The organism is Bosea sp. (in: a-proteobacteria) (assembly GCF_023953965.1).
GTDB lineage: Bacteria > Pseudomonadota > Alphaproteobacteria > Rhizobiales > Beijerinckiaceae > Allobosea.
In genome coordinates this window covers 2,296,299-2,310,559 of sequence record NZ_JAMLIX010000001.1, presented here as the reverse complement: position 1 = coordinate 2,310,559, position 14,261 = coordinate 2,296,299, and the positions used below count along the sequence as shown (strand labels likewise).

Sequence of the window (14,261 nt, the reverse complement as noted above, 5' to 3'; positions counted from 1 at the left end):
GTGCTAGAGGCCCCAGCCTTTCGCTGCACCGCAGCATGCGCGGAGATCCCCTATGGGGCATGAGAACCCGAATTCCGCGACCGCCCGACCGGAGGATTCCCGCTTAGGGCTCGACCCCGGATCCGATTCGAACGGCGGCCAGGGGCACGGCAAGGCGGGCTTCGCGGCGCTGGCGCTGGGCGCGCTCGGCGTCGTCTACGGCGACATCGGCACGAGTCCGCTCTACGCGCTGCGCGAGACGATCCTGGCCGCGACCGGCGGCGTGGAGAACGCCTCGGTTCCCCCGACGGTCGTCATCGGCGTGCTCTCGCTGATACTGTGGTCGCTCGTGGTCGTAGTGACGCTCAAATACGTCGTGCTGCTGATGCGCGCCGACAACAACGGCGAAGGCGGCATCCTCACTCTCGTCGCTTTGGCCCAGCGCAGCCTGGGCCGTGCCCGCAGCCATGTCGCCCTGCTGCTCGGAATGATCGGCGCCGGCCTGTTCTACGGCGACACCGTCATCACCCCGGCGATCTCCGTCCTCTCGGCGATCGAGGGCGTGAAGCTCGTCACGCCTGCGCTCGACGACTACATCCTTTGGATCGCCTCGGTGATCCTGATCGGCCTGTTCGTCATGCAGAGCCACGGCACCCACCGCGTCGCAACCCTGTTCGGGCCGCTCATGCTGGTCTGGTTCCTGACGCTCGCCGGGCTCGGCATTTATCACATCGCCGACGACCCCCAGATCTTCCGCTCGATCAATCCCTGGTACGCACTGCTCTTTTTCCGTGACCATGCCGGTGTGGCGCTGGCCGTGCTCGGCTCGGTCTGTCTGGCCGTCACCGGGGCGGAGGCGCTCTATGCCGATATGGGCCATTTCGGCCGGGGCCCGATCCGCGGCGCCTGGCTCTATGTCGTCTTCCCGGCCCTGTGGCTCAACTATCTCGGCCAGGGCGCGCTGATCCTCTCCGACCCGACGGCGATCGACAATCCGTTCTATCGGCTCGCGCCGCAGGGCCTGCTGCTGCCCTTCGTCATCATGGCGACGGTCGCGACGATCATCGCCAGCCAGTCGGTCATCACCGGCGCCTTCTCGCTGACGCGGCAGGCGATCCAGCTCGGCCTTCTGCCGCGCATGGAGATCCGGCACACCTCCGAGCAGACCTCGGGCCAGATCTACGTGCCGCGCGTCAACCTGCTGCTGCTCGTCGTCGTGCTGATCCTCGTCTGGTCGTTCCGCACCTCCTCCAGCCTGTCGCATGCCTATGGCATCTCGGTCTTCGGCACGATGGTGGTCTCCTCGCTGCTTGCCTCCATCGTCATCCGCCGCCACTGGGGCTGGAGCCTGCCGGCGACCGCCGCGCTGATCCTGCCCTTCCTGCTGGTCGACGTCGCCTTCTTCTCGGCCAACATGCTGAAGCTGCTCCATGGCGGCTATGTGCCGGTGCTGCTCGCCATGGCGCTGACGCTGATCATGTGGACCTGGATGCGCGGCACCAGGATCCTGTTCGACAAGACGCGCAAGACCGACGTGCCGCTGCTCGAGCTCGTCACCATGCTGTCCAAGAGCCCGCCGGTGCGCGTCAAGGGCATGGCCGTCTTCCTGACCAGCGACCCGCAGACCGCGCCGGCCTCGCTCCTGCACAACCTCAAGCACAACAAGGTGCTGCACGAGCGCAACGTCGTCCTGACCGTGCGCTCGGCCGACACGCCGCACATCGCCGAGGAGGAGCGCGTGCGCCTCTCCCGCATCACCGACGATTTCTGGCGGGTCGAGATGGTCTATGGCTACATGGAAAGCCCGAACGTGCCCAAGGGCCTGGCGATGCTGCGCAAGCAGGGCTTCAAGTTCGACATCATGTCGACCTCGTTCTTCCTGTCGCGCCGCTCGATAAAGGCTTCGCCGCAATCGGGCATGCCGGTCTGGCAGGACAATCTCTTCATCGGCCTGACCAAGAGCGCGACCGACGCGACGAGCTTCTTCCAGATCCCGACCGGCCGCGTCGTCGAGGTCGGCACGCAGGTCATGGTCTGACGCGAAGGCGGCCGGTCCTGCCGCCTACCGCCTCACCACCCGCTCGCGGTAGAGCAGATAAAGCCCCGAGGCGATGACGATGCCGGCGCCGGCGAAGGTCCAGCGGTCCGGCAAGTGGTCGAAGATGAGCCAGCCGAGCAGCAGCATCCAGACGATCTGCGAATAGACGAAGGGCGCCAGCACCGTCGCCGGGGCGAGGCGATGCGCCAGGATCAGGAGCCAGTGGCCGAAGCTGCCGAGTACGCCGAGCACGAACATCATCAGCCAGACGAACGGCGTCTGCGGCGTCTCCCAGATCCAGGGCAGGAGCGGGATGGTCGCCAGCGCCGACGCCGCGCCCGAATAGACCATCGTGGTCTGCGATGAATCATGGCCCGACAGCACCCGCGTCGCGAGCGCGTAGAAGGCATAGCACAGGCAGGCCACAGCGCTCAGCAGCGCCGCCGGATGCATGGCGCCGAACCCCGGCCGCGTCACTACCAGCACGCCGAGGAAACCCACCGCGATCGCCATGAGCCGCCGCGGCCCCGGCCATTCGCCGAGCAGGGGTCCCGATGCCAGCGCCACCACGAACGGCGCCGCGAACATGATCGACGTCGTCTCGGCGAGCTGGAGATAGCGCAAGGCGATGAAGTTCAACAGCGTCGTGCCGAACATCAGGAGCGAGCGGCCCCCTTGCAGCCAGGGACGGGAGGTGCGCAGCACGCCCGGATGCGTCCACGGATTGAGGACGGCCAGGACCAGGATCATGCCGCCGACCGAGCGCGCGAACACCACCTGCAGCGGATTCATCGACTGGCTCAGCCATTTCACGCTGGTGTCGAGCAGCGCGAGCACCAGAACGGCCGCGCACATCAGGCCGATCGCGGCGATTCGCGCGCGGCCGGTCTCGGAAGGCGCCTCTGAAGGAAGCGGCACGGGCCTCGCCATGTTTTGGAGGAATGACGAGAGCAGGTTTGAACTGATTTAGCCGGCGCCGCCAGCACGCCGGAGCATGCGCTCCATGCGCAAATCAGGCATCGTTCTCGGCGTCGTCGAGATCGGCGTCGCCATCGTCCGGCTCGGCGCCGGCCTTGGAGAGGCCCTTCGCCGCCTTGCGCAGGAGCTTGCGCAACTGCTTGCGCTCCTTGCCGTCGAGCTTGTCGAGCAGTTCCTCCTCGACCGCGTTCCAGACCGCGTCGAGCTCGGCCGCCGTCTTGCGGCCCTCTTCCGTCAGCGCGACCTGGACGAGGCGCCCGTCGCGGTTGCCGCCCTCGCGCGCCACCAGGCCCTGCAGCGAGAGCCGCCCGATCGTCTTGGACACGGTCGGCGGCTTGACGCGCAGCAGCGCCGCGAGCTCGCCCATCGTCATCGGGGCTTCCTGCAGCGCCTTCAGCGCCTGCTCCTGCCCGGGAAACAGCCCGAGCCCGTTCAGCCGCTCGCCCATCCGCGAGCGGTGCAGTCTTGCGGTGACGAGCAGGGCCCGGCCGACGCTCTTCTCGATTGCCTTGGTCATGGAGCCGGTCCCTCGGGCGGATGGCAAGATGCTTCGCCGGCTCGCGTCCTCGCGCGCGAACATGACATGGGTATGACAATCGCTCGCCATCGCCTGCGGTCGCATTCGGGCTTGTCCGGGCCGGCGGGATCGCGCATGAGGACGGCATCACCACGAAGCACGGAATCTGACCCATGATCGGCGAAGCCCGCATCATCGACGGCAAGGCCGCTGCCGCCGCGCTCAGGGCCGGGATCGGCCGCGAGGTCGCGGCGATCAGGGCCGCGCGCGGGCTTGTGCCGGGCCTGCATGTCGTCCTCGTCGGCGAGGATCCGGCGAGCAAGGTCTATGTCGCCTCGAAGGAAAAGCTCGCCGTCGCGGCCGGCATGAATTCGGTCGCCCACCGGTTGCCCGCCGCGACGACCGAGGCGGAGCTCCTCGCCAAGCTCGCCCAGCTCAACGCCGACGATGCCGTCGACGGCATCCTCGTCCAGTTGCCGCTGCCGAAGCATATCGACGCCGGCCGCATCATCGACGCCATCGACCCGGCCAAGGACGTCGACGGGCTGCATCCGGTCAATGCCGGCCGGCTCGCCGGCGGCAAGCCGGGGCTCGTGCCCTGCACGCCGCTCGGCTGCATGCTGCTGCTGAGGCAGACGCTGCCCTCGCTTTCGGGGCTGGAAGCGGTGGTGATCGGCCGCTCGGAGCTCGTCGGCCGCCCGGTCGCGCAATTGCTGCTGCAGGCCGACTGCACCGTCACCATCGCCCATTCGCGCACGCGCGACCTGCCCGCGGTGGTGAAGCGCGCCGACATCGTCATCGCCGCCGTCGGGCGCCCGCGCCTGGTCGGGGGCGACTGGATCAGGCCCGGCGCCACCGTGATCGACGTCGGCATCAACCGCCTGCCCGACGGCAAGCTCGCCGGCGACGTCGATTTCGCCGCAGCCGTGAAGGTCGCCGGCGCGATCACGCCGGTCCCCGGCGGCGTCGGCCCAATGACCATCGCCTGCCTGTTGCGCAACACGCTGACGGCATTCGAGGCGCGGCGGGGGTGAGCCTCTTCGGCCGATGCGCCGCGCGCGCCGATCACATATGGATCGGGCGCTTGTCCACCGCGAGGGCTGCTTCCTTCACCGCCTCCGACAGTGTCGGGTGTGCGTGGCAGGTGCGGGCGAGGTCCTCGGCCGAACCGCCGAACTCCATCAGCACCGTCACCTCCGCGATCAGGTCGCCGGCATGGGGGCCGATGATGTGGCAACCGAGCACGCGGTCGCTTGCCGCATCCGCCAGCACCTTCACGAAGCCCTCGGTATGGCGCATGGCCCGCGCCCGGCCATTGGCCGTGAACGGGAACTTGCCGACCTTGTAGGCGATGCCGGCCGCCTTCAGCTCTTCCTCGGTCTTGCCGATCGCGGCGACTTCGGGCGCGGTGTAGACGATGCCGGGAATGGCGTCGTAGTTCACATGGCCCGCCTTGCCGGCGATGATCTCGGCCACCGCGACGCCCTCGTCCTCGGCCTTGTGCGCCAGCATCGGCCCGCGCACCACGTCGCCGATCGCGTAGATGCCCGGCACATTGGTCCTGAAATGATCGTCGATGACGACGCGGCCCTTCTCCGTGGCGACGCCGGCCTTGTCGAGGCCAAGCCCTTCCGTGTTCGGACGGCGGCCGATGGCGACGAGCACGATATCGGCATTGAGCGCCCTCACCTCGCCCCCGGCGGCGGGCTCGACGGTGACGGTCGCGCCTTTCTTAGCCGTTTCGACCTTGGTGACCTTGGAGCCGAGCTGGAAGCTGAAGCCCTGCTTCTCCAGGATGCGCTGGAACTGCTTGGCGACCTCGCCGTCCATGCCGGGCAGGATACGGTCGAGATATTCGACGACCGTGACCTTGGCACCGAGCCGGCCCCAGACCGAGCCGATCTCGAGCCCGATCACGCCGGCACCGACCACGACGAGCTCCTTCGGCACGGAACCGAGCTCGAGCGCGCCGGTCGAGGTCACGACGGTCTTCTCGTCGACGGCGACGCCCGGCAGCGGCGCCGATTCCGACCCCGTCGCGATGACGATGTTCTTGGTCGCGAGCTCCTGCGTCTTGCCGTCGCCAGCCGTGACGACGACCTTGCCGGCGGCAGGAATCGAGGCCGTGCCGTGGAAGGCGTCGATCTTGTTCTTCTTCAACAGGAAGCCGACGCCGGTGACGTTGGCGTCGATCGTCTCCTGCTTGTGCGCCATCATCGCCTTGAGGTCGAGCCTGGGCTTGCCGACGACGACGCCGAGCTTGTCGAAGGTATGGCCGGCTTCCTCGAACATCTCGGAAGCGTGCAGCAGCGCCTTGGAGGGGATGCAGCCGACGTTCAGGCAGGTGCCGCCATGGGTCTTGCGCTTCTCGACCACCGCGACCTTGAGGCCGAGCTGGGCGGCGCGGATGGCGCAGACATAGCCGCCGGGGCCGGTTCCGATGACGACGAGATCGTAGGACATCTCTAGAGCCTCTTGCTGCCCGCCATGGCCGGGCTTGTCCCGACCATCCACGTCTTCGGAGGCCGGAAGGAAAGTCGTGGGTGCCCGGGACAAGCCCGGGCATGACGCCGGAATGGACCGCCGACGAGAGCGGTCACAGATCGAGCACGAGCCGCGCCGGGTCCTCCAGCCCCTCCTTGATCCGGACGAGGAAGGTCACCGCCTCCTTGCCGTCGATGATGCGGTGGTCGTAGGAGACCGCGAGATACATCATCGGCCGGATTTCGATCTTGCCCGCGACCACGACCGGGCGCTCCTGGATCTTGTGCATGCCCAGGATCGCCGATTGCGGCGCGTTCAGGATCGGGGTCGACATCAGCGAGCCGTAGACGCCGCCGTTCGAGATGGTGAAGGTGCCGCCCTGCATCTCCTCGATCGAGAGCTTGCCGTCGCGGGCCTTGCGGCCGAACTCGCCGATCTTCTTCTCGACGCCGGCGATGGAAAGCTCGTCCGCATCGCGCACCACCGGGACGACGAGGCCCTTCTCGGTGCCGACCGCGACGCCGATATGGTAGTAGTTCTTGTAGATGATGTCGGTGCCGTCGATCTCGGCATTGACGGCCGGGATCTCCTTCAGCGCCTGCACGCAGGCCTTCACGAAGAAGCCCATGAAGCCGAGCTTCACGCCGTGCTTCTTCTCGAACACGTCCTTGTACTGGTTGCGCAGCGCCATCACGCCGGACATGTCGACCTCGTTGAAGGTCGTCAGCATCGCGGCGTTGGACTGGGCTTCCTTGAGGCGGCGCGCGATGGTCTGGCGCAGCTTCGTCATCTTGACGCGCTCCTCGCGCGAGGCGTCGTCCGGCGCGGACGGGGCGCGGATCGCAGCCGGCGCGGACGCGGCGGCCGGAGCGACGGCACCGCCCGTCGCGATCGCGGCGAGCATGTCGCCCTTGGTCACGCGGCCGTCCTTGCCCGAAGCCGGGACGGAGGCCGGGTCGACGCCGCTCTCGGCGGAAAGCCGCGCCACGGCCGGGCCGGAATCGGCGGCCTTGGTCGCCGGCTTCACCGGCGGCTCGCCGGCGACGGCGGCGGTCTTCTTCTCGGCATCGGCCAGCTTTTCGGAGCCGGCCTTGCCGGCGGCCTGCGCCACGGCCGCATCGTCCTTCTTCGCGGCGGCGGCAGCGCCCTCGCTGATCGAGCCGAGCAGCGCGTTGACGCCGACGGTGTCGCCTTCCTTGGCGACGATCTCGCCGAGCACGCCGGCGGCCGGCGCGTTGACCTCCAGCGTCACCTTGTCGGTCTCGAGCTCGACAAGGGGCTCGTCGGCCTTCACCGCCTCGCCCGGCTTCTTGAACCACTTGCCGATGGTCGCCTCGGACACGGATTCGCCGAGGGTGGGTACGCGGATTTCGGTCGCCATGTCAGGCCTCTGTTTATGTCGTTCTCTGGCGGTCGTTTCGAGCCTCGAGCCCGAAAGGCGGGAAGACCGGACCGGGTTTGAGGGCCCGGTCCGCTTATGACGGTCAGGCCGCGAAAGCCTCGTCGAGGAAGGCGTGGAGCTGGGCGGTGTGCTTGGACATCAGGCCGGTCGCGGTCGCGGCCGAAGCCGGGCGCCCGACATAGCGCGGCCGCTTCGACTTCGAGCCGGCATGGCCGAGCACCCATTCCAGATAGGGCTCGACGAAGGTCCAGGCGCCCATGTTCTTCGGCTCCTCCTGGCACCAGACCACATCGGCGCCCTTGAAGCGCGCCAGCTCCTGCGCCAGCGTCTTCAGCGGGAAGGGATAGAGCTGCTCGACGCGCATCAGGTAGACATCGTCCAGCCCACGCTTCTCGCGCTCCTCCAGCAGGTCGAAATAGACCTTGCCCGAGCAGAGCACGACGCGGCGGATCTTCGAATCCTTGACGAGCCTGGTGGTCGAGCGGCCGCGCTCGGCATCGTCCGCCAGCACGCGATGGAAGCTCGATCCCTCGGCGAGTTCGCTGAGGTCGGAGACGCAGCGCTTGTGGCGCAGCAGCGACTTCGGCGTCATCAGGATCAGCGGCTTGCGGAAGTCGCGCTTGAGCTGCCGGCGCAGGATGTGGAAGTAGCTCGCCGGCGTCGAGCAGTTCGCGACCTGCATGTTGTCCTCGGCGCACATCTGCAGGAAGCGCTCGAGGCGGGCGGAGGAGTGCTCCGGCCCCTGGCCCTCGTAGCCGTGCGGCAAGAGGCAGACGAGCCCGGACATGCGCAGCCATTTGCGCTCGCCCGACGAGATGAACTGGTCGAACACCACCTGCGCGCCGTTGGCGAAGTCGCCGAACTGCGCCTCCCACATCGTCAGCGCGTTCGGCTCCGACAGCGAGTAGCCGTATTCGAAGCCGAGCACGGCCTCTTCCGAGAGCATCGAGTTGATGACCTCGTAGCGAGCCTGGCCTTCGCTGATATGGTTGAGCGAGGTGTGGCGGGCCTCCGTCTCCTGGTCGATCAGCACGGAATGGCGCTGCGAGAAGGTGCCGCGCTCGCAATCCTGGCCGGAGAGCCGCACCGGGTTGCCGTCGAGCAGCAGCGAGCCGAAGGCCAGCGCCTCGGCGGTCGCCCAGTCGATGCCCTCGCCGCTCTCGACCGCCTTCTTGCGGTTGTCGAGGAAGCGCTGGATCGTGCGGTGCAGGTTGAAGCCGGCGGGAACCGAGGTGATCTTCTCGGTGATCTCCTTCAGCACCGCCTCCGGCACGCCGGTGGCGCCGCGGCGCGGATCGTCCTCGTCGGCGCGGATCGCCTTCATCCCGGCCCAGCGGCCGTCGAGCCAGTCGGCCTTGTTCGGCTTGAAGCTCTGCCCGGCCTCGAACTCGACCTCGAGCCTCGCCTTCCAGGCGGCGCGCATCTCGTCGAGCTCGCCGGGCTGGATCACGCCCTCGGCCTCGAGCTTGGCGCCGTAGAGTTCCAGCGTCGTCTTGTGGCCGCGGATCTTGCGGTACATCAGCGGCTGGGTGAAGCCCGGCTCGTCGCCCTCGTTATGGCCGAAGCGGCGATAGCAGAACATGTCGATCACGACCGGCTTGTGGAACTTCTGCCGGAACTCGATCGCGACCTTGGCGGCGAAGACCACCGCCTCCGGATCGTCGCCGTTCACATGGAAGACCGGCGCCTCGACCATCTTCGCCACATCCGACGGATAGGGCGAGGAGCGCGAATAGCGCGGATAGGTGGTGAAGCCGATCTGGTTGTTGATGATGAAATGCAGCGAGCCGCCGGTGCGGTGGCCCTTGAGGCCGGAGAGCCCCAGGCACTCCGCCACCACGCCCTGGCCGGCGAAGGCGGCATCGCCATGGATCAGCAGCGGCAGCACCTTGGTGCGCTCGACGATGTCGCCGAACTGGTCCTGCTTGGCACGCACCTTGCCGAGCACCACCGGATCGACGATCTCCAGATGCGAGGGGTTGGCGGTCAGCGAGACATGGACGTTGTTGCCGTCGAATTCGCGATCCGACGAAGCGCCGAGATGGTACTTGACGTCGCCCGAGCCCTCGACGTCGTCGGGCGCGAAGGAGCCGCCCTTGAACTCGTGGAACAGCGCCCGATGCGGCTTTCCGAGCACCTGCGTCAACACGTTGAGGCGGCCGCGATGGGCCATGCCGAAGACGATGTCGCGCAGGCCCAGCGCTCCGCCACGCTTGATGATCTGCTCCAGCGCGGGGACGAGCGACTCGCCGCCATCGAGGCCGAAGCGCTTGGTGCCGGTGTATTTCAGGTCGAGGAACTTCTCGAAGCCCTCGGCCTCGACCAGCTTGTTCAGGATCGCCCGCTTGCCTTCGCGGGTGAAGGCGATCTCCTTGTCCGGCCCCTCGATGCGCTCCTGCAGCCAGGCTTTCTGCTCGGGGTCGGAGATGTGCATGAACTCGATGCCGACCGTGCCGCAATAGGTCCGCTCCAGGATCGCGACCATCTCGCGGATGGTGGCGAACTCCATGCCGAGCACGTTGTCGATGAAGATCTTGCGGTCGAGGTCGTCGGGCCCGAAGCCGAAGGCGGCCGGCGACAATTCCTCATGGTCGGTGCGGCTCTCGATGCCGAGCGGATCGAGATTGGCGTAGAGATGGCCGCGCATCCGGTAGGCGCGGATCAGCATGATCGCGCGCACCGAATCGCGCGTCGCCTGCTGCACGTCGGCGGCGGAAAGCGCGGTGCCGGCCGCCTTGGCCTTGGCGCCGAGCTTGTCGGAGACCGCCTTCTCGACCTGGGCCCAGTTGCCGTCGAGCGCCGAGACCAGCTCGCCGCTGGCGGGAACCGGCCAGTTCGGCCGCTTCCAGGAAGCGCCCCTGGCGTTCTCCAGCACGAGCTTCTTGTCGTCCTTCAGCGCGCCGAAGAAGCTCTGCCACTGCTCGTCGACCGATTTCGGATCGGCCTCGTAGCGGGCATAGAGATCCTCGATATAGGCGGCGTTGCCGCCATAGAGGAAGCCGGTCTGCGCGAAAGCCTCGTTGATGTCCAGGCGAGCCATTCGTCTATCTCCTCCGTCATCCCGGAACCGGCTCCGCCGGAGCCCGGGATTCAAAACCGCGACAGCCTCCCTGCTGCCGCGACCTGAGTCATGGGTTCCGGGCACACGCCTTGCGGGTGCGCCCGGAAACCGATCAGCCCTTCAAAACCTCGACCAAGGTCTTTCCAAGGCGCGCCGGCGAGGGCGAGACCCTGATGCCGGCAGCTTCCAGGGCGGCGATCTTGTCCTCGGCGCCGCCCTTGCCGCCCGAGATGATCGCGCCCGCATGGCCCATGCGGCGGCCCGGAGGGGCCGTGCGCCCGGCGATGAAGCCGACCATCGGCTTCCTGCGGCCGCGCCTGGCCTCGTCCTTGATGAACTGCGCCGCGTCCTCCTCGCCCGAGCCGCCGATCTCGCCGATCATCACGATCGACTCGGTCTTGTCGTCGGCCAGGAACATCTCGAGCATGTCGACGAACTCGGTGCCCTTGACCGGGTCGCCGCCGATGCCGACGGCCGTTGACTGGCCGAGCCCCTCGCGGGTGGTCTGGAACACCGCCTCATAGGTCAGCGTGCCCGAGCGCGAGACGATGCCGACCGAGCCGGGCTTGAAGATGTTGGCCGGCATGATGCCGATCTTCGACTGGCCGGCGGTGACGGCGCCGGGGCAGTTCGGCCCGATCAGCCGCGACTTGGAGCCCGACAGCGAGCGCTTGACCTTGACCATGTCGAGCACCGGGATGCCCTCGGTGATGCAGATGATCAGCGGGATCTCGGCATCGATCGCCTCGCAGATCGCGTCCGCCGCGCCTGGAGGCGGGACATAGACGACCGAAGCGTCGGCGCCGGTCCTGGCCTTGGCCTCGGCGACGGTGTCGAAGACGGGCAGGCCGAGATGGAGCGAGCCGCCCTTCCCCGGCGAGGTGCCGCCGACCATCTGCGTGCCATAGGCGATCGCCTGCTCGGAGTGGAAGGTGCCGTTCTTGCCGGTGAAGCCCTGGCAGATGACCTTGGTGTTCTTGTCGATCAGGATGGACATGTCTCTTCCTCAAGCCTTCTTGACCGCGGCGACGATCTTCTGCGCGGCGTCGTCGAGATCGTCGGCAGGGATGACGTTGAGGCCGGATTCGCGGATGATGGTCTTGCCTTCCTCGACATTCGTGCCCTCGAGGCGCACCACAAGCGGAACCTGCAAGCCGACCGCCTTCACCGCGGCGATGACGCCGCGCGCGATGACGTCGCACTTCATGATGCCGCCGAAGATGTTGACCAGGATGCCCTTCACCTTCGGGTCGGCGGTGATGATCTTGAACGCCGCCGTCACCTTTTCCTCGGTCGCGCCGCCGCCGACATCGAGGAAGTTCGCCGGGCTTTCGCCGTAGAGCTGGATGATGTCGAGCGTCGCCATGGCAAGGCCCGCGCCGTTGACCATGCAGCCGATCGTGCCGTCGAGCGCGATATAGGCGAGGTCGTATTTCGACGCCTCGATCTCCTTGGCGTCCTCCTCGGTCTCGTCGCGCAGCACGACGATGTCCGGATGGCGGTAGAGCGCGTTGGTGTCGAAGTTCACCTTGGCGTCGAGGCACTTGATCTGACCCTGCTTGGTCACGATCAGCGGGTTGATCTCGAGCATCGCCATGTCCTTGGCGACGAAGGCGTTGTAGATCTGGGTCAGCACCGCGCCGGCCTGCTTGGCGAGGTCGCCGGTCAGCCCCAGCGCCTTGGCGACGGTGCGGCCGTGATGGGGCATGATGCCGGTCGCCGGATCGACCGAGAAGGTCAGGATCTTCTCAGGGCTGTCGTGGGCGACGGCCTCGATGTCCATGCCGCCCTCGGTCGAGACGACGAAGGCGATGCGCGAGGTCTCGCGGTCGACCAGCGCCGAGAGGTAGAACTCCTTCTCGATGTCCGAGCCGTCCTCGATATAGAGGCGGTTGACCTGCTTGCCGGCGGGGCCGGTCTGCGCGGTGACGAGGGTGTTGCCGAGCATCTCCCTGGCGAAGGCTTCCACCTCCGCGACCGATTTGGCGAGGCGCACGCCGCCCTTGGCGTCGGCCGGCAGTTCCTTGAACTTGCCCTTGCCGCGCCCGCCGGCGTGGATCTGCGACTTCACCACATAGAGCGGGCCCGGCAGCTTGCCGGCGGCCTCGACCGCCTCCGCCACCGACAAAGCGGGGAAACCGGCCGAGATGGGCGCGCCGAACTCCTTGAGGATGGCCTTGCCCTGGTATTCGTGGATGTTCATGCAGTTGTTCCTTTGCCTGGGATTAGCAGGGCGAAAAGCGACGCTTGATCAAGGCACCGGCGTGACGGGTCACGGCGGCGGAGACATCGATATTCTCTTGTTCGAGCACGACCATGACGAGCGAGCCCGACTTGCCCGTCAGAATGCGCAAATGGCGCTTGCCTGCAACCGCTGCTTTCCGCTGATCCGTGAAGACCAGCCGGAAGGTGGTGGGTTCCGCCCCCTGCTCGACCCGATCGAACCTGATCCCGTCGAACGCAGGATCCTTGCCGACCCAGCAAAGCCTCGCCACATCGGCCAGTTGACCGGCGAGCTGCCGGATATCCGTCGCGACATATTCCGCGGCGATGGTCTGCCGGACGGGAGCCGCCTGCGCGGCCGAAGCCGCGAGGGCGGTTCCGGCCAGCAACAGGCCGGCGAGCCGCTGCCCGGTCGACATGCAGGCTCACGCCAGAGACGCGTCGATGCTCTTGCAGGCGTCGATCAGCCCCTGCACGGACGCCACCGACTTCGCCAGCATCTCCTTCTCGGCGCCGTTGAGGCGAATCCGGACGACGCGCTCGATGCCCTTGGCGCCGATCACCACCGGCACGCCGACGAACATGTCCTTGACGCCGTACTGGCCCTTCAGCGCGGCGGCGGCCGGCAGCACGCGCTTCTGGTCCTTGAGATAGCTCTCGGCCATCGCGATCGCGGAAGCCGCCGGCGCATAGAAGGCCGAGCCGGTCTTGAGCAGGTTGACGATCTCGCCGCCGCCCTTGCGGGTGCGCTCGACGATGGCGTCGAGGCGCTCCTGCGTCGTCCACTTCATCTTGACGAGGTCCGGCAGCGGGATGCCGGCGACGCCCGAATAGCGCACCAGCGGCACCATGTCGTCGCCGTGGCCGCCGAGCACGAAGGCCGAGACGTCCTTGACCGAGACCTGGAATTCCTCCGCGAGGAAGTAGCGGAAGCGGGCTGAATCGAGCACGCCGGCCATGCCGCAGATCATGTTCGGCTTGAGGCCGGAAAACTTCTGCAGCGCCCAGACCATGGCATCGAGCGGGTTGGTGATGCAGATCACGAAGGCTTTCGGGGCATATTGCTTGATGCCCTCGCCGACCGACTTCATCACCTTGAGGTTGATGCCGATCAGGTCGTCGCGGCTCATGCCGGGCTTGCGCGGCACGCCGGCGGTGACGATGATCACGTCGGCGCCCTTGATGTCCTCATAGGAGTTCGTGCCCTTGTAGCCGGCGTCGAAGCCGTCGACCGGCGAGGATTCGGCGATGTCCAGCCCCTTGCCCTGCGGAACGCCCTCGGCGATGTCGAACAGGACGACGTCGCCCAGTTCCTTGAGGCCGGCGAGGTGGGCGAGCGTGCCACCGATCTGACCGGAGCCGATGAGGGCGATCTTCTTACGGGCCATGGCCTAGTCCTTTTGTCCTGGCGCTGCGAAAAGCCGACTCTCGTCCAAGAGTTAGAGCAGGATCGGGAGAAGCCGTTTCCCGGTTTTTCCCGATCCTGCTCCAGCCGGCCAAACCGTGCGTTCCTTTGGCCCAAAGCGGGCTTTTGCCGCAACCCTCGCCGCAAAAGCGGCTTTTCTCGGGCGCCCGCGTG

At 67.2% G+C, this 14,261-nt stretch carries 11 protein-coding genes; 2 read left to right on the top strand and 9 right to left on the bottom strand.

What is annotated here, in order from left to right; translation table 11 throughout:
* Nucleotides 1–52 precede the first annotated feature (52 nt).
* Nucleotides 53–2,017, top strand: a complete 1,965-nt coding sequence (locus M9917_RS10615) for a potassium transporter Kup (RefSeq protein WP_297253479.1) — start codon at nt 53–55, stop codon at nt 2,015–2,017.
* A 24-nt stretch (nt 2,018–2,041) separates the two neighbouring features.
* Here M9917_RS10615 and M9917_RS10610 read toward each other — a convergent pair whose 3' ends face one another.
* On the bottom strand, nt 2,042–2,935 hold the full coding sequence (locus M9917_RS10610) for a DMT family transporter (protein WP_297253478.1): 894 nt from the start codon (nt 2,933–2,935) through the stop codon (nt 2,042–2,044).
* A gap of 94 nt (nt 2,936–3,029) precedes the next feature.
* Nucleotides 3,030–3,512, bottom strand: coding sequence for a MarR family winged helix-turn-helix transcriptional regulator (locus M9917_RS10605; protein ID WP_297253477.1), 483 nt, complete (start codon nt 3,510–3,512; stop codon nt 3,030–3,032).
* Between the two features lie 173 nt (nt 3,513–3,685).
* Between M9917_RS10605 and folD the strand changes: the two genes are divergently transcribed.
* Nucleotides 3,686–4,546, top strand: a complete 861-nt coding sequence (gene folD / locus M9917_RS10600; protein ID WP_297253476.1) for a bifunctional methylenetetrahydrofolate dehydrogenase/methenyltetrahydrofolate cyclohydrolase FolD — start codon at nt 3,686–3,688, stop codon at nt 4,544–4,546.
* 31 nt (nt 4,547–4,577) lie between these two features.
* On the opposite strand, the gene lpdA is transcribed toward folD, so the two are convergent.
* The 7 genes from lpdA to mdh all read right to left on the bottom strand — a co-directional run bounded on the left by lpdA (nt 4,578) and on the right by mdh (nt 14,070).
* Nucleotides 4,578–5,975, bottom strand: a complete 1,398-nt coding sequence (lpdA, locus tag M9917_RS10595) for a dihydrolipoyl dehydrogenase (protein ID WP_297253475.1) — start codon at nt 5,973–5,975, stop codon at nt 4,578–4,580.
* Nucleotides 5,976–6,108: 133 nt separating this feature from the next.
* Nucleotides 6,109–7,377 carry a 2-oxoglutarate dehydrogenase complex dihydrolipoyllysine-residue succinyltransferase gene (gene odhB / locus M9917_RS10590; RefSeq protein ID WP_297253474.1) on the bottom strand — a complete coding sequence of 423 codons (1,269 nt, stop codon included), beginning with the start codon at nt 7,375–7,377 and terminating at the stop codon, nt 6,109–6,111.
* A gap of 103 nt (nt 7,378–7,480) precedes the next feature.
* Nucleotides 7,481–10,438 carry a 2-oxoglutarate dehydrogenase E1 component gene (locus M9917_RS10585; protein WP_297253473.1) on the bottom strand — a complete coding sequence of 986 codons (2,958 nt, stop codon included), beginning with the start codon at nt 10,436–10,438 and terminating at the stop codon, nt 7,481–7,483.
* A 133-nt stretch (nt 10,439–10,571) separates the two neighbouring features.
* Nucleotides 10,572–11,456 (bottom strand): succinate--CoA ligase subunit alpha, encoded by an 885-nt coding sequence (gene sucD, locus M9917_RS10580; RefSeq protein WP_297253472.1) that lies wholly within the window; start codon nt 11,454–11,456, stop codon nt 10,572–10,574.
* Between the two features lie 9 nt (nt 11,457–11,465).
* On the bottom strand, nt 11,466–12,662 hold the full coding sequence (gene sucC, locus M9917_RS10575; RefSeq protein ID WP_297253470.1) for an ADP-forming succinate--CoA ligase subunit beta: 1,197 nt from the start codon (nt 12,660–12,662) through the stop codon (nt 11,466–11,468).
* 22 nt (nt 12,663–12,684) lie between these two features.
* Nucleotides 12,685–13,101, bottom strand: a complete 417-nt coding sequence (locus M9917_RS10570) for a hypothetical protein (RefSeq protein ID WP_297253468.1) — start codon at nt 13,099–13,101, stop codon at nt 12,685–12,687.
* 6 nt (nt 13,102–13,107) lie between these two features.
* Entirely contained in the window at nt 13,108–14,070 is a 963-nt protein-coding gene (mdh, locus tag M9917_RS10565) for a malate dehydrogenase (RefSeq protein ID WP_297253466.1), read from the bottom strand.
* Nucleotides 14,071–14,261: the final 191 nt, after the last annotated feature.